Annotated in this window: 15 protein-coding genes; 7 read left to right on the forward strand and 8 right to left on the reverse strand. The window is 59.0% G+C overall.

The annotated features are described in order from the left end of the window. The first annotated feature begins 47 nt into the window (after positions 1–47). Entirely contained in the window at positions 48–2,138 is a 2,091-nt protein-coding gene (locus JNM28_00290) for a polysaccharide biosynthesis tyrosine autokinase (protein MBL8066869.1), read from the forward strand. A gap of 82 nt (positions 2,139–2,220) precedes the next feature. Here JNM28_00290 and JNM28_00295 read toward each other — a convergent pair whose 3' ends face one another. From JNM28_00295 to JNM28_00320, 6 genes are all read right to left on the reverse strand, one after another. Continuing rightward, positions 2,221–2,874 (reverse strand): exosortase-associated EpsI family protein, encoded by a 654-nt coding sequence (locus JNM28_00295; GenBank protein ID MBL8066870.1) that lies wholly within the window; start codon positions 2,872–2,874, stop codon positions 2,221–2,223. Further along, positions 2,871–3,776, reverse strand: coding sequence for an exosortase/archaeosortase family protein (locus tag JNM28_00300; protein ID MBL8066871.1), 906 nt, complete (start codon positions 3,774–3,776; stop codon positions 2,871–2,873). The genes JNM28_00295 and JNM28_00300 overlap by 4 nt, the downstream gene beginning before the upstream one ends. A gap of 100 nt (positions 3,777–3,876) precedes the next feature. Further along, positions 3,877–4,536: a sugar transferase gene (locus JNM28_00305; GenBank protein MBL8066872.1), complete on the reverse strand. Its 660-nt coding sequence runs from the start codon at positions 4,534–4,536 to the stop codon at positions 3,877–3,879. A 181-nt stretch (positions 4,537–4,717) separates the two neighbouring features. Then, positions 4,718–5,050, reverse strand: coding sequence for a hypothetical protein (locus JNM28_00310; protein ID MBL8066873.1), 333 nt, complete (start codon positions 5,048–5,050; stop codon positions 4,718–4,720). Between the two features lie 40 nt (positions 5,051–5,090). Then, positions 5,091–6,917 carry a glutamine--fructose-6-phosphate transaminase (isomerizing) gene (gene glmS / locus JNM28_00315; protein ID MBL8066874.1) on the reverse strand — a complete coding sequence of 609 codons (1,827 nt, stop codon included), beginning with the start codon at positions 6,915–6,917 and terminating at the stop codon, positions 5,091–5,093. Between the two features lie 12 nt (positions 6,918–6,929). Next, a complete protein-coding gene (locus JNM28_00320) occupies positions 6,930–8,117 on the reverse strand; it encodes a glycosyltransferase (protein ID MBL8066875.1) in 1,188 nt (395 codons plus the stop codon). 54 nt (positions 8,118–8,171) lie between these two features. Between JNM28_00320 and JNM28_00325 the strand changes: the two genes are divergently transcribed. From JNM28_00325 to JNM28_00335, 3 genes are read left to right on the forward strand one after another with little or no spacing between them, the layout of a single operon-like run. Beyond that, positions 8,172–9,398, forward strand: a complete 1,227-nt coding sequence (locus JNM28_00325) for a glycosyltransferase family 4 protein (protein ID MBL8066876.1) — start codon at positions 8,172–8,174, stop codon at positions 9,396–9,398. Further along, a complete protein-coding gene (locus JNM28_00330) occupies positions 9,395–10,327 on the forward strand; it encodes an NAD-dependent epimerase/dehydratase family protein (GenBank protein MBL8066877.1) in 933 nt (310 codons plus the stop codon). Before JNM28_00325 ends, JNM28_00330 begins: the two co-directional genes overlap by 4 nt. A gap of 19 nt (positions 10,328–10,346) precedes the next feature. Next, the gene (locus JNM28_00335; protein ID MBL8066878.1) at positions 10,347–12,887 is read left to right on the forward strand and encodes an alpha-N-acetylglucosaminidase C-terminal domain-containing protein; all 2,541 of its coding nucleotides are present in this window, start codon (positions 10,347–10,349) and stop codon (positions 12,885–12,887) included. A 224-nt stretch (positions 12,888–13,111) separates the two neighbouring features. Here the strand turns inward: JNM28_00335 and wcaF are convergent, their stop codons facing one another. Then, the gene (gene wcaF, locus JNM28_00340; protein MBL8066879.1) at positions 13,112–13,669 is read right to left on the reverse strand and encodes a colanic acid biosynthesis acetyltransferase WcaF; all 558 of its coding nucleotides are present in this window, start codon (positions 13,667–13,669) and stop codon (positions 13,112–13,114) included. A gap of 75 nt (positions 13,670–13,744) precedes the next feature. On the opposite strand from wcaF, the gene JNM28_00345 reads away from it, so the two are divergent. Genes JNM28_00345 through JNM28_00355 form a run of 3 tightly spaced genes read left to right on the forward strand, consistent with a single transcriptional unit; the run spans position 13,745 to position 16,106 of the window. Next, a complete protein-coding gene (locus JNM28_00345; protein ID MBL8066880.1) occupies positions 13,745–14,740 on the forward strand; it encodes a bifunctional oligoribonuclease/PAP phosphatase NrnA in 996 nt (331 codons plus the stop codon). Beyond that, positions 14,722–15,606, forward strand: a complete 885-nt coding sequence (gene truB / locus JNM28_00350; GenBank protein ID MBL8066881.1) for a tRNA pseudouridine(55) synthase TruB — start codon at positions 14,722–14,724, stop codon at positions 15,604–15,606. The genes JNM28_00345 and truB overlap by 19 nt, the downstream gene beginning before the upstream one ends. Beyond that, on the forward strand, positions 15,603–16,106 hold the full coding sequence (locus JNM28_00355) for a DUF2752 domain-containing protein (GenBank protein ID MBL8066882.1): 504 nt from the start codon (positions 15,603–15,605) through the stop codon (positions 16,104–16,106). The genes truB and JNM28_00355 overlap by 4 nt, the downstream gene beginning before the upstream one ends. On the opposite strand, the gene JNM28_00360 is transcribed toward JNM28_00355, so the two are convergent. Next, entirely contained in the window at positions 16,093–17,085 is a 993-nt protein-coding gene (locus tag JNM28_00360; protein ID MBL8066883.1) for a pyridoxal-phosphate dependent enzyme, read from the reverse strand. The genes JNM28_00355 and JNM28_00360 overlap by 14 nt on opposite strands. Between the last annotated feature and the right edge of the window lie 4 nt (positions 17,086–17,089).

Here is a 17,089-nt window from a genome sequence, read left to right on the forward strand (position 1 = left end):
CGGACAGGTATCCTAGGCCGTCCAGTTTGCAGGACACTGATATCAACATGGCGACGGCAGAACGCGACCCCCAAACCTGGCAGGTGCCGGAACAGACCTCGTCGGTCACGCTCACCGAGTTCATCAACTCGATCAAACGGAACAAAGGGGTCTTCTGGACCACCCTCCTCGTTTGTTTGGCCATCGGGGTGGCGATCTGCCTCATCCTCCCCGCACGCTACTCGTCCCGGGCCGAAATGCTCGTTGAAGGGACCAACGGAGGCGGCATCAGCCCCTCCCCCGAAAACATCGCCGCCGATATCACCGTCCCGGGTGCCGTCTATCCCCTGACGACCCAAGTCGAACTGATCCAAACCCCCAAAGTCTATTTCGATGCGTTGGAAGAAGCTGGCATCGAAAGGCCGCAAACGCTGGAGGAATACCGGGCCCTCCCCCAAGTCTCGGTCGTGCAAAAGAAAGAAAGCAACGTCATCAACCTCCTGGTCGATGGCGGGAACAAAGACCAAGTCAAGAAATTGGCTGAAGCCTATCCCCGAGCATTCCAAAGGTTCAGCGACAGCAAACGGACTGAAGCCGCCGCGCGCGCCCAACAATTTGTTGAACAACGGCTAAAAGAAGAAGCCGACGCCCTCAAACAGGCAGAAACTGAGTTTGCCGCCTTCAAGCAATCAAAACGCGTCGTCGATAGCACGTCAGAAATCCAATTCCGACAAGGTCAGCTGGCCCAAGCCCGCCTGACGTTCGTTGAATCCCAAGGAATCGAACAAGCCGCGCTCGCCAATGCCAGCGAAGCCGAGCGAGCCCTGGCCCGGACGCCCAAACAGCGTCCCCGCCTCATCGACCTCCAAAACTACGAACGGGTCAACCAATCCCGCGAACAACTTAACCTCCTCAAGGTTCGCCGCGCGGAACTGGTGCAAACCTACAAAGATACGGCACCCCAAGTCAAAGAGGTCGATGCCCAAATCAAAGTCCAAGAAGACCACATCGCCGACCTCGAGAGCTCATTGAAGGCGACGTTGATGGAGGACAACCCTGAATACGATATCGCCGTCCGCCGCCTGAGCGAAGCCAATGCCAACAAAGATGCCGCCATCTCCCGGCGCACTGAACTGGGCCGCATCGTGGATCAACGACAAGCCGAGCTCGATGCGCTGGGGAGTTTCACCCAAGAACAACGGGAATTTGAACGGAGGATCGGGCTCCACACCCAATCCATCGTGAACATGGAACAGTTGCGCGATCGCGTCGCCCTTCGCAACAACCAAGTCCGGTCGACCGTTGAACCTGTTACGGGTGCCATTTTTGCCGAACAAACCCAGCCGAACTGGGCCGTGACGATGGCGATCGCTTCGGTGCTCGGGTTGGCCCTGGCCATTGTCTTCAGCATCGTCCGCGACTCTTCGCTGGACAAGGTCAACAGCCGCGAGGAAGCCTATGTCCTTTCCGGCCACAGCAACCTTTCCAACATCCCGGATCGCAGCCGCAGCAAACACCCCATCATCACAAACCCGCAAACCAACCTGGCATTTGAAGCCTATCGGGTTCTCAGATCCAACATTGCAGTGCATGGCCGGGCCAGCGAAATGAAGTCGCTGACCGTTTCCAGCACACTCCGGCGAGAAGGCAAATCGGTGGTGGCTTCCAACCTGGCTATCGCTTTTGTCCTCAACGGCCAGCGGACGATCCTGGTGGATGCCGATATGCGGCACCCGACAATCCACACGCTTTTTGGGTTGCAGGATAAGCCGGGCCTGGGTGACCTGCTCATCGGTTCGGCGGGCGTCAACGACGTCCTTCAGCCGACCACCGTCGACGGGCTGTATGTCGTCACTTGCGGCACAATCCCCGCCAATGCGACAGAAGTCATGGGATCACCCCGCATGCAGGAAATCATCAACATGCTGACGGCCCAGGCCGATATGCTCGTTGTGGATTCGCCGCACGTCATCGGCCTTGCGGATGCGCCCTCGTTGGCGGCCGCAACCGATGCCTCCATCCTCATTTGGCAGCCCGGCCGGGCCAGCAAGTCTGAATTCCGCGAAGCCGTCGCCAACCTGGAAGCGTCGTCGCCGGCGTTCCTTGGGTATGTCGCCAACCGGGTGAGCGCCAAGGACGCCCACATCACCGGCGCCTAAGGATCATCTCAGGCCTTCAAAACAATGAGGGGCGGGTTCCATTGAGGAACCCGCCCCTTAGATTTTTCTGCCTAGGCAAACTTTAAAGGATGCCCTTTGTCGACTCGTTCAGCTGGTCGATATAGTTAGCGGCAAACTCGCGCAGGTCTTGTTCCGTGATCCCCGGCGTCATGCTCACGAACCGGTACGAGAATCCGAGCGTCTCAGCAAACGGATCTTTGACCTTGGCTTTCAGGAATTCGATTTTCGCGCTGTCGTAATTGGCAAAGCCATTCGGTGTGCGAAAAATGTACATGGCTTCCTGCTTCGGCGAATCGCCCCGTTGGATGGTCATCCACGTGATCGGAATTTTGCCCCGGGTCTTGGTCTCCAACTCGCGGTTTTCCAGAGTGGTCAACGTCCAACCCTGAGCGTTGAAGCAGATTTTTTGGTCGTGGAAGGCCTCCATCGAATCACCGGCGATCACCACGACGTCGATCTGGTTGCCCTTCGAGTCTTCCATGATCTGACAGGCGATGCCGATCGGCTTCAGGACTTCGTAGCTGACGTCGCCCATTTTGTAGCTGATCTTGGAGCCGAACTCCTTTGGGGCAAGCTGGTAGTCGCCGACTTCGGTCAGCATCATGTCTTCAAGCCACGCCTCGGTGTGCTTTGCCCCCTTGGGTGCAGAACCATAAATGCCGATTCCGGCCATGATTGCCAGCACCGGCGCAACAACGATTGCCACGCGTTTCATACTTTCCACCCGAGTTTCTTAGCCGTGAAGTAAAGGATCCAAAAGGCGAGCAGCAACGTGCCGTAGCTCCCGTAATGGTGCATCCATTCGCCGGCGTCGCTGCCAAATTGGTTGCCCAAGATGCCGATCAGTGCAATCCGAAGCGAGTTGATCGCCACCGCGAGCGGCAACATCAGCCCGAGCAAAATCAAGTTGCCCCACCACTTCAGCCGGGCGATCATCATGATCAGAGCAGTCGAAGCGATCAACGCGAGCGTCAGCTTCATCCCGCTGCAGGCGGCTGCAATGTACAGGTTATAGTGCGGTAAGTTGATCACCGTCGGTTCGGCCCGGAACGGCTCCATGCCAATGATCTTGAGCAGGTAATAGGCCCCGGAAGTCGACCAGATCTGGAGGTTGTTCGTGTGGTCGTCGATGATGCGGTTCCAAATCGGCAACGCCATGATCGAATAACCGATCGCCGGCAACATGTGCCAGGTCCGCTGCCAGCCATAGAACATCAACGACAAAGTGGCCAGGCCGGCAACAAACAGCAGACTTTGGGGCGCCAAAAAGAAGGTCCACATCGCAACGATCTGCAAGCCGCAAATGGCAATCAACAGCGGCAGCGGCCACAGGGTCGGCTTGATCGGCGCCGCCAGGATCTTCTCCCGGTTATGGTAGAGCAGGTAGCCCATGGCAAAGGGCACCAGCGGCGCGTGCTGGTAATAACTGTCCGGCTCGATCCAAAGCTGAAAAGTCGTGACCGAGAATGTGCTGAATGCGGCCAGGAAAAGCGCGATGATGGCGCCCCCCCCCAAGACTTGGGGTTGCATGGCCCATTCGCGCACCCCATCGACGGTTAGTTTTGGAAAACCCGTCGGGGCGATCTGCGGCTCTTCTGGGATTGCGGCTGTGCTCATCGTGAAAGGCTCCCTATCTTAGCGTCCGATTCGGTTTGGGCGTTCCCAGTCCCAGGGAAGGGTCTCACAAAAACTGGATTCATTTCGTGAACCCCCGCCTTTAATAGGCACCCCGCCCGGTCAACATGGAAACCGCTGTCCGGTACAACACCACAAAGTCCCTCCTAAAAGAAGCGTGCCAATAATAGTCTTTGTCCAATTCAATGCGTTCTTGGTAGGTGGTGTCGTTCCGCCCGCTACACTGCCAAAGCCCGGCACATCCGGGTTTCATTTTCAAATAGACGTCGATGTCGTCCCCATACTTGGCAGCTTCCGGTTCAACAATCGGCCGGGGCCCGACAATGCTCATGTTGCCAATCAGGACGTTGATCAGCTGCGGCAACTCATCCAAGCTCGTCTTGCGCATCACAGAGCCGAACCGGATCAACCGCGGGTCGTTTTTGAGTTTGTAGGTTTCTTCAAATTCCTTCTTGGCCGCCGGATCCCGCTCCAGCAGCTCCTTAAGCGCCTTTTCGGCATCCTTGCGCATGGATCGGAACTTGTACATCCAAAAGAGCTTGCCCCTTTGGCCCAGCCGTTGCTGTTTGAAAAAAACTGGTCCGCCATCGGCGGTCAGCACCACCAAGGCCAAGATCAAGAAAATGGGGAACAACAAAATCAAGCCGATCAACGAGATCACGATATCGGCCGACCGCTTCAAAAACTTGAAGCTAGGCTGCTCATAGCGCGGGAGGCGGGCCGCTCCGCCCTGCCGTCTCATCTCCGTTCGCGACTCTTCCGTAATCATCCAAAAAACCAGCCTCTGCAATTTTCGAGGCAATTCCGCCTGATCGTGGCGATCCTGGAAATCCAACCGGGTTCAAAATGCCGTGCGGCGGAAAAGCAACTGCGGGATCCCCCAAATGAGGCTCCCGCAGTTATTATACAGGTCTTAACTTTCCTTATTCGTAATTGGCCTGGAACGGGAACCGAGAATGGGGTTGCATCAGGGCCGATTTCGTCCCCGACCAACTCATTGTGTCGCTGAGCTCAATGCCGCTGGCCTCTTTGGAAAAGATGGCAAAGTACCCGATCATGCCGGTCAGGGCCACAAAGAACGCTGTCAGGCCAAACATTTTGGCTTCGAACAAAATCAGGCTCCCAGCATCGCTATCCTGGAATTTTTCCCACCACGTGGGGCCTTCAACCGGCTGCGACCGAACCTGGTCGACCGGGAAAATGATGATTTGAGTCGGCTGAAGGATTTCCGGCGCCGTCTTGCGGAGTGCACCCATATCTGGGTTTTCGGCGCAAAACGGGGCCAGGCTCAGGGGGCTATTCGACAGTCACCGATTTCGCTAGGTTCCGTGGCTGGTCGATCTCACATCCCCGCTCTAGAGCCATGTAATAGCTGAACAGTTGGAGCGGAACGACCGAAAGCAACGCATTCAGAAACCAATCGCCAGTTTGCGGGAGTTGGCAAACGGAATCGCAAACCGGCGGAACCAGCGCATCATCCTTGGTCGTGATCCCCAAAACGTGGCCTCCCCGGGCCTGCAGTTCGCGGATGTTGCTGGCGAGTTTGTCCCGCGTGTCGGCCTGCGTGGCCCCCACCACGGCCAAGGTTCCCTGCTCAATCAAAGCAAGCGGGCCATGCTTCATTTCACCAGCCGGGCATTCCTGGGTCGGCACGTAGGCGATTTCCTTCAGTTTCAGTGCCGCCTCCAAGGCGACGCTGGCGTCGGCGCCGCGGCCCAAAAAGAACACCAGGGGGGCGTTGACGAACCTTTTGGCGGCGTCATGCATCGCGGCCTCGCTTTCCAAAGCTTCTTGGACGCTCTCCGGATATTCCCGTAACGCTTTGAGGCCCCGCAGGACACCGACGCCGGGCATCTCTTTGACTTGGGCGATGTGGTACGCCAGCATGTAGAGCACCAGGCACTGGGCAACGTAGGCCTTGGTCGAAGCCACGCTGATCTCTGGTCCGGCCTGCGTGTAAAGAACCCGGTCGACTTCCCGGGCTATGCTCGATCCGACAACGTTCACGATCCCCAAAGTCCTGATCCGCCGCTCCTTGCACAGCCTCAGGGCCGCCAAACTGTCCGCCGTCTCGCCGCTCTGGCTGACAAAAACCGCCAGCGATTTTGGCGAGAGCAAGGGGTCGTTGTAGCGGAATTCGCTGGAAAAGTAAACGTCAGTCGGCAGCCGCAACAGCTTTTCGAACAAAGTCTTCCCCATCAGCCCCGCATGGTAAGCCGTGCCGCAAGCGATGATGTTCACGCGGTCGATGTCGTGCCACACATGCTCGCCAAAGAGTCCGCCGATTGTGAATTCCTCCTGGCCGAGCCGTCCCGCCAGGCATTGCCGAACCACGTCGGGCTGCTCGTGGATTTCCTTGAGCATAAAGTGTTCGTAGCCGCCCTTTTCCGCACTCGCGATGTCCCAATCCACATCGAACGGGGCCAACTCGACCGGATGGCCATCGGCGGTTTTGGCGCTGATCCCGTCCCGAGTCACCAAAGCGACGAGGTCGTTGTCCAGCACCGCAACCGTCCGCGTGTAGGGCAACAAGGCCGGGATATCGCTGGCAATAAAGTTCTCGCCTTCTCCAAAGCCCAGGATCAAGGGGCTTGCATTGCGGGTGCAAACGATTTTCTCCGGCTCCCGGATGCTGATGACGACAAAACCGAAGGCTCCGCGGAGCTTGCCCAAAGCGCGTCGCACGGCTTCTTCGATCGGCACGCCAACCGCATATTCCTGGCCGATGATGTGGGCGGCGACTTCACTGTCGGTTTCGCTTTGAAACGTGTGGCCGGCCCGCACCAGCTCTTCTTTTAGCTCCAGATAGTTTTCGATGATGCCGTTATGGATGACCGCCACCGTGCCTTCTTGGTCAAAGTGGGGGTGGGCATTGAGATCGGTTGGGGCCCCGTGCGTGGCCCACCGGGAATGGGCAATCGCTCGTTCGGCATGCGGTTTTTCGGTTTCGACGACCTTGCGAAGTTCGGCGAGCTTCCCCGCCCGTTTGAGCACACGCAAAGAGTCGTCGTTTAAGAACGCGACCCCGGTCGAATCATAGCCTCGGTATTCGAGCCGTTCGATTTGGTCGATCACGACATCGACCGCATTGCGCTTACCGATATAGCCGGCGATCCCGCACATGAGGCGGGGAGTTTACCGTTCGGGTTGGGACGTCTCGGGTGCCGGTTCCCAAGGGGAGTTGGGCCTTGCCCCGCCTTGGCTCCAACGGATGACCTGGTCGAGGTAATCCGCGGCGTTTCGGGGCTCAAGGCACTTGGCCCATCCGGCGATCGCCTCTCGGCGTTCCAAGGGCATCAGGCCCCTTTGGATCCAGCTGTCCAGGATCCGGGCCAAATCGGGGACGCTTTCCGCCTTAGCCACCGCCCCCCGGTCCGGCTGGCTGCCGCGAACCAAGACTTGGCTCCCCGTTTGATCGGTGGCCACCACCGGGACCCCTCGCATCAGGGCTTCCCCAACCACAGCCCCCCAGCCGTCATGGCGGCTCGGCACAACGACGAGGCTCGCCGTTTCGAGCCGGGCCATCGCCTCGCTCCAGGGCAGAAAATCGTGTATTTCAACGACACCGCCCTTGATCTGTCCCGCCATGGCCCGACAATCGCCTTCCAGCTCGCCCGCCCCATAGAGCTCTGCCCTCCACCCTTGGCCAGAAACTTGGGCCAGAGCCTGAACCAGAACATCCGCTCCTTTGCGATGGCTGAACTGGCCCAAATAGAGGATCGTGAACGGTTCTGCCGCTGTTTTGGCCTGGAACCCCTCTCCCGGCCCAGCCGGGAAGTACCCGTACGGGAAAACCTTTTCCCCCCATCCAAAAACACGATATGCCTCTTCCGCCATCGCCCCGATGGCAAGGACAAAGAGGACTTGGCGGCCATACCTCGCCCGGACGACCCGTTGGGCGGCCGGTTGCAGGCCCCCCAAAACCCGGTTCGCCAGCGAACGCCCTCCGGCGGCCTCCATGCCTTTTGGGAGGGGCGCTTCGTTCATGAGGGCAAACCGGCACCCTTTCCTCATGCCCGTAAAAAAGGCACTCCGCGCCAATGGCACCCCAAAGATCCCTCCGGCAATATGCAATGTCTCTTCAAAGCGGCCTGAGAGCAAGGCCTCAGCTTGTGCCGTTTCCGGCGATTCCACCAAAGTCACACCAGAATCGGCGAACTCCGGCCACCCCATGGCCGCGCGCTCCCCGCTCAGCCCCTCCTGAACCGCCCAAACAACCTCGTAGCCGTGGTTGCGGGCAAGCGCAGCCAGTACCCCTGATTGGTGGTGGCTGGGCATGTTCTGCCAAAACACCAACCGCTTGATCGGACCAAAGCCGCCCATCGACCCGCCAAGCGTACCGCCTCCATGGAGTCCTGGCCCCGATCAACCATACTTATGAAAGGAGCCATGTCCGGAATGCCGATCAAACGCGTCTTGCAAGTGCATAACCGGTACGTTTGGAGCCCCGGCGGCGAAATCAGTGTCCTGGAATCGGAGGCCGAACTCCTCCGCGCCCACGGGGTGGAAGTCGAACAGTTTTTCGTCGATAACCCAGACGAGATCAGCGGCTTGGGCAACAAACTCAAGGCCGCCAAAAACATTGTGTGGTCCAACGACGGCCTGCAAATGGTGCGCAAAGCCATCCAGCAATCAAAGCCGGATATCGTCCACGTCCACAATTTTTTTATCCACCTCTCGCCCAGCGTTTACAAGGCTTGCAATCTCGAAGGCGTCCCCGTTGTGCAAACCCTGCACAACTTCCGAACCTGTTGCGCCCAAGCCGCCTTTATGCGCGATGGCCGGGCCTGCCAAGATTGCGTCGGGAGATTCCCCTTCCCGGCCTTGAAGCACAAGTGCTACCGGGGATCGCTTTCGGCAACTGTGCCGTTGGTGTTGATGCAACAGGTCAACCGCTGGAACGGGGCCTTTACTCACATGTGCGACGGCTATATCTGCCTGTCTGAATTTGCCAAGGAGATTTTTGCCCGTTCTGGGTTGCCAGTCGACCGCATCCACATCAAGCCGAACTTCGCCGCCGACCACGGAGCCAGCGCCAAGCCGCGCGAGAACAAGATGGTCTTTGTCGGCCGGATCGTCGAGGAAAAGGGCCCCCATGTCCTAGTCGATGCTTGGCTCAAAGCTCAACCAAAAGGTTGGACTTGCCATATTTTGGGGGAGGGCGAAATGAAAGACGCCTTGATGGCCAAATCACAGGACTGCCCCAGCCTCGTTTGGCATGGTTGGGTCCAAAAGGATGAGGTCGAAGAATTCATCCAGACTTCAAAATATGTGGTGATGACCAGCACCTGTTACGAAGGCTTCCCCCTGGCCCTCGCAGAGGCTTTGAGCTTCGGGACGCCGTCGATCGTCCCGAACCATGGCGCAATGCCGGAAATCATGCAATGTCCGGATGTCGGCCTTGCGGCTAATCCTTCGGATCCCGAAGATTTTGCCCGAGTAATCACAGAAGCGGCGTCTCTGCCCGATACCAATTGGCAGACCAGATCCCAAGCTGCCCGCCACCGCTTTGAGGGGAATTACACTCCTGAGATCAATTTCCACCAATTGATGGAGATTTACCAAAAGGTTGACGAAAGCCCGCACCGCCGGAGGTCACGGTGAGCTATCCGCGCAAAGCCCTGGTGACGGGCGGCGCCGGGTTCATCGGTTCGCACCTGGTGCTCGCCTTGCTGGAATCGGGGGTTGAGGTTTCCGTCATCGATGATCTCAGCAATGGGCTGGAATCCAATGTCGCCCTCTATGATGGCCAAGTCGGATTCCACCGCGCCTCCATCCTCGATCAAGGCGCCTTGGCAACCGCCGCCGCAGGCTGCGACACAATCTTCCACTTGGCCGCCGTCAGCAACGTAGCCCAAACCTTAGACCAACCGCTCCATGCCCATGCGGTCAACGCCACCGGGACGATGGCTGTTCTCGAAGCGGCCCGCGCCAACCGGGCTCATGTCGTCTTTAGCAGCTCGGCCGCCATCTATGGGGATACCCCAGTCGTCCCGACACCGGAGGACGCCCCCAAGGAGCCGATTTCGATGTACGGCTCCCAAAAGCTTCTTGGCGAGTTCTATGTCCGCAATTACTGCCGGCTGTTCGGCATGACGGCCGCGTGCCTGCGCTACTTCAACGTTTATGGCCCCCGCCAACGCCCAGATTCGCCCTACAGTGGAGTCATCAGCATTTTTGCAAAGCGGGCTCTTGAAGGCGCCCCAATCACAATCCATGGCAGCGGCGACCAGACCAGGGATTTCATCGCCGTCCAAGACGTGGTAGCCGCCAACATGCTGGCCGCCCAAGCTCGGAATTGCGCGGGCCGCGCGTTCAACGTGTGCACAGGAGAAAGCACCTCCGTAAAAACCCTCTGCGAACTGACGGTGATAGCCACATCGTCGCCGAGCCCTGTTTCCCACGGGCCGGCCCGAGAAGGTGATATCCGGCACAGCCAAGGCATCCCTACCGCTGCTGCCGAAGTATTGGGGTTCCGCGCCCAGACGAGGTTCGAGTCTGGCCTCCGCGCCCTTTTGACGGAAAATCCGTGATCCAGGTAAGTTCCCTGGCATGAAGCCGGCCATCGCCGCCACTTTGATGCTCGCCGCCGCAACCGCGGGGGCTGCAACGACCCAGGAATCCGCGGCAAAGGGGGTCCTCGCGCGGTTGATCGGTGGACGATCCAAACAGTTCCGGTTTGTGCAGTCGCCGCCGTCCCAAGGGTTGGATTGGTATGCCGTCAAGGCACAGGGTGGCGTCGTGGAAGTCCGGGGGACAACTGGCGTCGCCATGTGCCGGGGCGCATACGATTACCTCAAAGCCAAATGCGGGATCGTGGTGACGTGGGATGGCGACCAGCTCCGGTTGCCCAAGGAGTTCCCCGATGCCGAAATCAATTCCGGCCCCAACTCCCTGCAATACCGCCACTACTTCAACGTCTGCACATTTGGCTACACCACTGCCTTTTGGGATTGGAAGCGGTGGCAGCGCGAAATCGACTGGATGGCCCTACACGGCATCAATATGCCCCTGGCCATGAACGGCCTGGAAAAAGTCTGGCAAACGGTCTGGCGCGGTTACGGCCTGACCGACCGCCAAATCCGGGAGCACTTCGTGGGTCCGGCGTTCCGCCCGTGGCAATGGATGGGCAATGTGGATTCCCATGGCGGTCCGCTCCCCCAAGCCTGGATCGATAGCCAGGCCAAGTTGCAGCAACAGATCCTCGACCAAGAATTCGCGCTCGGCATGACGCCGGTGACGCCAGCATTTGCCAGTTTCATCCCCAAGGCGTTCGCCGCCAAGCTCCGCCCGGGGGATTACAGCCGTTCAAGCGGGTGGTGTGGGTTCGAACCCACCTATATGCTCGATCCCCGCAACCCGCTCTTCGGTGAAATCGGCGAACGGTTCATCAAAGAATACAAAAAACAATACGGTCGCACCGCCGGGCTCTATCTCGCCGACATCTACAACGAAATGTCCCCTCAGGTCAGCGCAGAAACCAAAGACCAAGAACTGCGCGAAATCGCCCAAGCAGTCCACAACAGCATTAAAAAAGGGGACCCCCAAGGCAAGTGGGTCATGCAGGGTTGGCTGTTCTACAACGAGCGCAACTTTTGGCACGAGCCTGAAATCGAAGCTTACCTGGGCGGCGTCCCCAACCAGGACATGGTCTTGCTCGACCTGGCCGGCGAAGCCTATGAAGTCTGGCGGGCTAGCCAGGCTTTCCGGGGCAAACCCTACATTTGGAACATGCTCCACAACTATGGGCAAAACACGGTCTTGAGCGGCAACCTGACCAACTTGGTCGAAAAGGTCTGGGCGGTCCGCACCGATCCAAACCGTGGGAGCTTGGCCGGAATGGGGCTCACCATGGAGGGCATCGAGCAAAACGCTCTCCAATATGAACTGATGTGCGACCTGATGTGGACATCGGAAAAGGTCGATGCCACCAAATGGATGACACAGTATGGAATCCACCGCTACGGGCAGGACTCAGCGGCAATCCGCACCATCTGGTCTTCGACCATCGGCGACATCTACCTGGGCCGCGCCCAAAGCGAAACCGCCCAATACACCCGCCGCCCATCCATGGCCCAAGTCGGCGAAGTCGGCGACGAACTCAAAGATGCCCGCCACCGGGTTGAAGGTTTGCTCGCCCTCTCCCAAACCCTTGGAAGTTCAAAACTGTGGCAACGCGACCTGGTGGATGTCGCCAAGCGGTATGGCGACTATGCTGTCCGCGCTTCGGTTGAAGAGGTGGTCGATGCCATTGAATCTAAAGACATGGGCAAAGTATCCAAGGCCAGGGCTCGTTTCCAAACCCTTATGCGCGACCTCGACACCCTGTTGGCCACAATCCCCAATCACCGGATGGATCGTTGGATCGACCAAGCCCGGGCGACGGCAGCCCCTCAAGATAAGGACCTCCTCGAAATGAATGCCCGGCTCCAGGTGACCGTTTGGGGCGGCCCGATCCTGTATGACTATGCGGCCAAAGAATGGTCGGGCCTCGTGTGGGATTTCTACCGGCCGCGATGGGAGCGGTTCTTTGACGGGCTCGAAGGCAAGACCCAACAACCCGGCTTGCCGGAATGGGAGTTGGCCTGGACCAAACAAAAGGGATTGCCCAAGCCGCAAGCTTCAGACCCCGTAACCGCCGCAAAGAAGCTCCTGACCGACGGGCTCCCCCTGGAGGACACGTCGGTTGACCGCGGCATCGCCGTGGGCAAACCCGTAACCAGCGACGGCGGGACGGAAGGCAGTGCCGTCCCCGGCATCGTGACCGACGGGCGGGCGTCAGGCCGGTATTGGGCCGCGGGCCCTGGACCCCATTGGGTTCAAATCGACCTCCTGGAGCCAACGGAAGTCAGCCGGATTGTGGTCTACCCCTATGTGGATGGCGAACGGTACTACCAGTACACGGTCTCGGTTTCGGCGGATGGACAGAGTTGGCAGACTGTGGCCGATATGTCGTCCAACCGCGCACCCTCGCCCCGGCGCGGCTTTACCCACCGGTTCCCCGCGGTTTCAGCCCGGTACGTCCGGGTGGCCATGACCTACAATTCGGCCAACCCCAGCATGCACCTCTACGAGGTCAGGGTCTTCCATTGAGAAGGTCAAAGGAACGTCATTCCGCCCTTGAGGCGGAATCCCTTTACACGACCCTACGAAACTTGTGATTTCCGCGAAGGCGGGATTCAGCAAAGTTTCCCTCCCCAAGTCTGGTGAGGGTTAGCGAGGGGTTGCCCAAGAGGCCCACACGGTCATTCCTTTGGAACAGGAATCAGCCCAAGCCATAGGCAGTGTGCCACTGGTTTCTTCAGTGGCACCCTCCATCAACTCCGGATCGGCGGTCGCTCCTTAATCGGCTTGCACGGGTTACCGCCACAGATCTGCCAATCCGGCATATCCTTGGTCACCACGCTTCCGCTGGCGATGATCGTCCCGTTGCCGACCCTCACCCCGGGCGCGACGAAACATTTGGCTGCCACCCACGCCTGATCGCCGATCGTGATCGGGAAGAACACGAGGGGAAACAGGGGGTCTTCGTAGTCGTGGGTGCCCGTACACAGGTAAGAATATTGAGAAACGACGGCCATCCGGCCAATCGTCACTTTCGCATAGTTGTAGATGTCCACGTCCCAGCCCACCCAACTCCCATCTCCGATCTCCAGCTCCCAAGGATAAAGCACCTTGACCGTGTTGTTGATCTTCACACCTTGGCCGATCTTGGCGCCAAACGCTCGCAGCCAAAAAATCCGCCACCCATCAAAGAACAGCCGGGGTGAGGGGCGGAATAACAACCGCCAAACAATCCCCCAAAGAATCCTTTTGATCAGGATTGCTTTGGACCACTTGGTCCGGCTTTTGGTCAGGTCGAGTTCGCCGCTCACTCAATGCCATTGTGGCTGATCGAACCCCAGAGGAGAGGGGGGGCGGGCAGCCTGACCCCCAGGTATCCTCCCCCAATGACCGACGCCTCCCCCGGACAACTGGGCGAAATGTGGCCCGGTCTGTTGGCCGAAATCCAAAATGCCGGAAGCATCTTGGTTGCCAGCCATGTGAACCCCGACGGGGACGCCTTGGGGTCGGCCCTGGCATTCAGTTTCGTCCTCGACCAATTGGGAAAATCCCACCAAGTCCTGTTCCACCACCCGGCTCCCAAGTATCTAGGGTTCCTGCCTGGGATCGAGCGGATCACGAACAAACCCGACCCCGGGCCAGCCGACCTCGCCATCCTTTTGGATTTGGAAGCCATGGACCGCATTGGCGACACCATCCGCCCTGCCCTCCTTGGTGCCCGGAAATTGGTGGTCATCGACCACCACCAGCCGCACGAGGAACCCGGCGACATCCGCATTGTCAGCACCAAATCCCCCGCAACTGCCGCAATCCTGGCCGACCTGTGGCGGGGCTCCGATGTCCAAATCACGCCGGATATCGCCACGCTTCTCCTGGTCGGAATCCTCACCGACACCGGGAATTTCCGGTTCCCCAATACCACCCCCCACTGCATGCACGTGGCCGCCGATTTGCTGGAAGCGGGGGCAAAACTCCGCCAGATCAACGAGGCCGTCTACCTCTCCAAACCCCTCCCCGCCGTTAAGCTCTTTGGCAAAGCGTTGGCCAACCTCCAACTGACCTCGGGGAACCAGATCGCCTGGACCACCCTGACCCGGCGCGATTTCGAGCAGTCCGGCGCGATCGAAGAAGACACCGAAGGCTTTGTCAACGAACTGTTGGCCATCGATACGGTTCGGCTGGCGGCAATCCTCCGTGAAAGTGCAAGCGGCCGCGTCAAAATCTCAATCCGAAGCCAAGGCCCCATCGATACGACAGCGATCGCCCGGCAGTTCGGAGGAGGCGGCCACATCAACGCCAGCGGAGCCCACAGCGACGAGCCGATCGAAGCCGCCGCCGCAAAACTTGTCCAGGCGATGGCCACATGTTTGGAATCCTCTTGATCGACAAACCGGCGGGGATCACCTCCCATGGCGTGATTTCCCGTTTGAGGAGGATTTTTGGAACGCGCCGGATCGGCCATGCCGGAACGTTGGATCCCTTGGCGACCGGCCTGCTGGTGGTAGCGGTCGGGCCGGCGACCCGGTTCCTGCAATACCTTGACCTGGAACCAAAAACCTATGAAGCCGAAATCACCTTTGGAGTCGCCACCAACACGTACGATTCTGAGGGGGAAGAAACAGAATCCAAGCCTATTCCCGATGATTTGAATAATTTGATAAAACAAAAATTGCACGATTTTATTGGAAAAATCGAACAGTTCCCTCCCGCCTATTCCGCGGTCAAACACTTGGGAAAGCCTCTCTATGCCTATGCCCGCAAAGGCGAGGAGGTCGAGTTGAAATCCCGCTCCGTATTTATTTCGCAGTTCAGCCTGGATTCACTCGATGGCGCAACCGGCCGATTCACCGTCGTCTGTTCGGGCGGGACATACGTCCGGTCACTGGCCCACGACTTGGGCCAGGCCATCGGATGCGGGGCCCACATTTCTGCCCTTCGGCGCACCAGCGCCGGCCAGTTCTCGGCTGACGATGCCACGTCATTGGAAGAGACTGAACCGTCTGATCTGATCCCCGTCAAGGAGGTTCTTGTCCATTTGCCACAAATCCAATTGGATCCGGAGCAGGTCGACTGCATCCGCCACGGGCGCCCAATCACAATCTCCGACCGCCTTGAAAGCCCTAAAGCAGCGCTCTTAACCCCAGAAGGAAACGTTGTGGGAATCGGTTCCGTTGTAAAAGAATCGACACTCCATCCAGAGTGTGTGATTCCCGCTGAAGTCTTCGACGAGTTGCTTTCAACCCCATGACCCCGCCCACCTGGCTATATGACACTCAAAACGTCCATCGGCGCAACCTTAATGGCCAGTGGTCATGGTTCGGTTTGTGGGCGGTTTGCACAGTGGTCGGGGCTCTGATCCTCCATCAAGACAAGCACCTCCACGGCACCCACACCCAGTTGGGGTTGCCCAAATGCTACAGCGTGGTTTTGTGGGATCGGCCCTGCCCAGGGTGCGGTCTGACGACGAGTTGGACATCCATCCTCCATGGGGATTGGCACACGGCCTTCACCGCCAACGCCTTCGGCCCAATCCTCTATTTGATGTTCACCGCCACGGCCCTGGCGGGGGCATTCGGTTCACTCAAAAAGTGGCGCCTGCGCTCGGAAACCGCATTTGCGAACTGGACATTGATTGTGACCATCGTCGCATTCCTGGTTTATGGCGGCATCCGGTTTGCCACAACGGTCTACCACGACCCGGCGCATGCCATCTGGGTGGGTATGCAAAGTCCCGTCACTTCCCGCTGAGTTCCCCGCTCGGGGAATGGCCCCGGGCCTGGGCGAACAACGCCGGAATCCCCCCCGTGTGCCAAAAAAGAACCCGGCCCGAGATCCTGCCGGAACGGGCCAGTGACACCAAACCGGCAAACGCCTTGGCTGAATAAACCGGGTCGAGCAGGATCCCTTCCCTTTGGGCCATGAGCGCAAGGGCCGATTCTGCCTCTGGCCCGGCGACGCCGTATCCCGGCCCCACGTGGTCAAGATCGAAAATGATGTCCTCCATCTCGAGGGCCGGAACCCCCGCCCAGTCCCCATAGCGCGCACTCAACTCCAACAAGTCGTCGATGATTTCAGGCTCTGGGTCGGCAGATATGCCGACAACCTTGGTCTTCGATCCCGAAAACGCATGCGCGAGCCCGATTTGGGTGCTTCCGCTGGAGCTGGCCGTCACCACCCAATCGAAATCCGCCCCGACTTCCCGGCCGGCTTCGACAAACGCCTGAACGGCCAAAACCGAGCTCCCCCCCAACGAGATCCGGTAAACCTTTTCACCCTGGTCGGCCAATTCCCTCTCCAAAAATTCGGCGTGGGCTTCCAGTTCGTGCCAGGTGCCATCAGCGACCCGGTGCCGCTCAATGCCGAACCAACGGTCTAGGGCAAGGTTCCCGCCTTCGGCAGGCACGTCGCGCATTTGGCGGTCCACCGTTTCGAACGGGGCATCCATAGTGGCCGCCACGCACCGCATGTCCAAAACTGCGCAAGCGGCTCCGAGCTGGCGGATGAAATTGCTTTGGCTGGCCCCGCAACTCACAACCGCGGTCGAACCTTGGGCAACCGCTTCTGCCATCAGGAATTCGAGTTTCCGGCCCTTATTCCCTCCTCCGGCAAAGCCGGTCAGGTCGTCGCGCTTGATCCAAAGGTCGATCCCTAGTTCCGGCCCCAGCCGTGGCAGGGGGTGCATCGGCGTCGGCAGCTGGCAAAGGGGGATCCTCTCAATCGGGGGCACTTGC

This window comes from Armatimonadota bacterium (assembly GCA_016789105.1).
Classification (GTDB): domain Bacteria; phylum Armatimonadota; class Fimbriimonadia; order Fimbriimonadales; family Fimbriimonadaceae; genus UphvI-Ar2.

Bases quoted from the DNA above. Each gene is read 5' to 3' on its own strand.
- JNM28_00310 (MBL8066873.1), bottom strand. From the start codon at position 5,050: ATGGGTGCACTCCGCAAGACGGCGCCGGAAATCCTTCAGCCGACTCAA.
- JNM28_00290 (MBL8066869.1), top strand. From the start codon at position 48: ATGGCGACGGCAGAACGCGACCCCCAAACCTGGCAGGTGCCGGAACAG.
- JNM28_00355 (MBL8066882.1), top strand. From the start codon at position 15,603: ATGACCCCGCCCACCTGGCTATATGACACTCAAAACGTCCATCGGCGC.
- glmS (MBL8066874.1), bottom strand. From the start codon at position 6,917: ATGTGCGGGATCGCCGGCTATATCGGTAAGCGCAATGCGGTCGATGTC.
- JNM28_00345 (MBL8066880.1), top strand. From the start codon at position 13,745: ATGACCGACGCCTCCCCCGGACAACTGGGCGAAATGTGGCCCGGTCTG.
- JNM28_00335 (MBL8066878.1), top strand. From the start codon at position 10,347: ATGAAGCCGGCCATCGCCGCCACTTTGATGCTCGCCGCCGCAACCGCG.
- truB (MBL8066881.1), top strand. From the start codon at position 14,722: ATGTTTGGAATCCTCTTGATCGACAAACCGGCGGGGATCACCTCCCAT.
- JNM28_00325 (MBL8066876.1), top strand. From the start codon at position 8,172: ATGAAAGGAGCCATGTCCGGAATGCCGATCAAACGCGTCTTGCAAGTG.
- JNM28_00320 (MBL8066875.1), bottom strand. From the start codon at position 8,117: ATGGGCGGCTTTGGTCCGATCAAGCGGTTGGTGTTTTGGCAGAACATG.
- JNM28_00295 (MBL8066870.1), bottom strand. From the start codon at position 2,874: ATGAAACGCGTGGCAATCGTTGTTGCGCCGGTGCTGGCAATCATGGCC.
- JNM28_00305 (MBL8066872.1), bottom strand. From the start codon at position 4,536: ATGAGACGGCAGGGCGGAGCGGCCCGCCTCCCGCGCTATGAGCAGCCT.
- JNM28_00300 (MBL8066871.1), bottom strand. From the start codon at position 3,776: ATGAGCACAGCCGCAATCCCAGAAGAGCCGCAGATCGCCCCGACGGGT.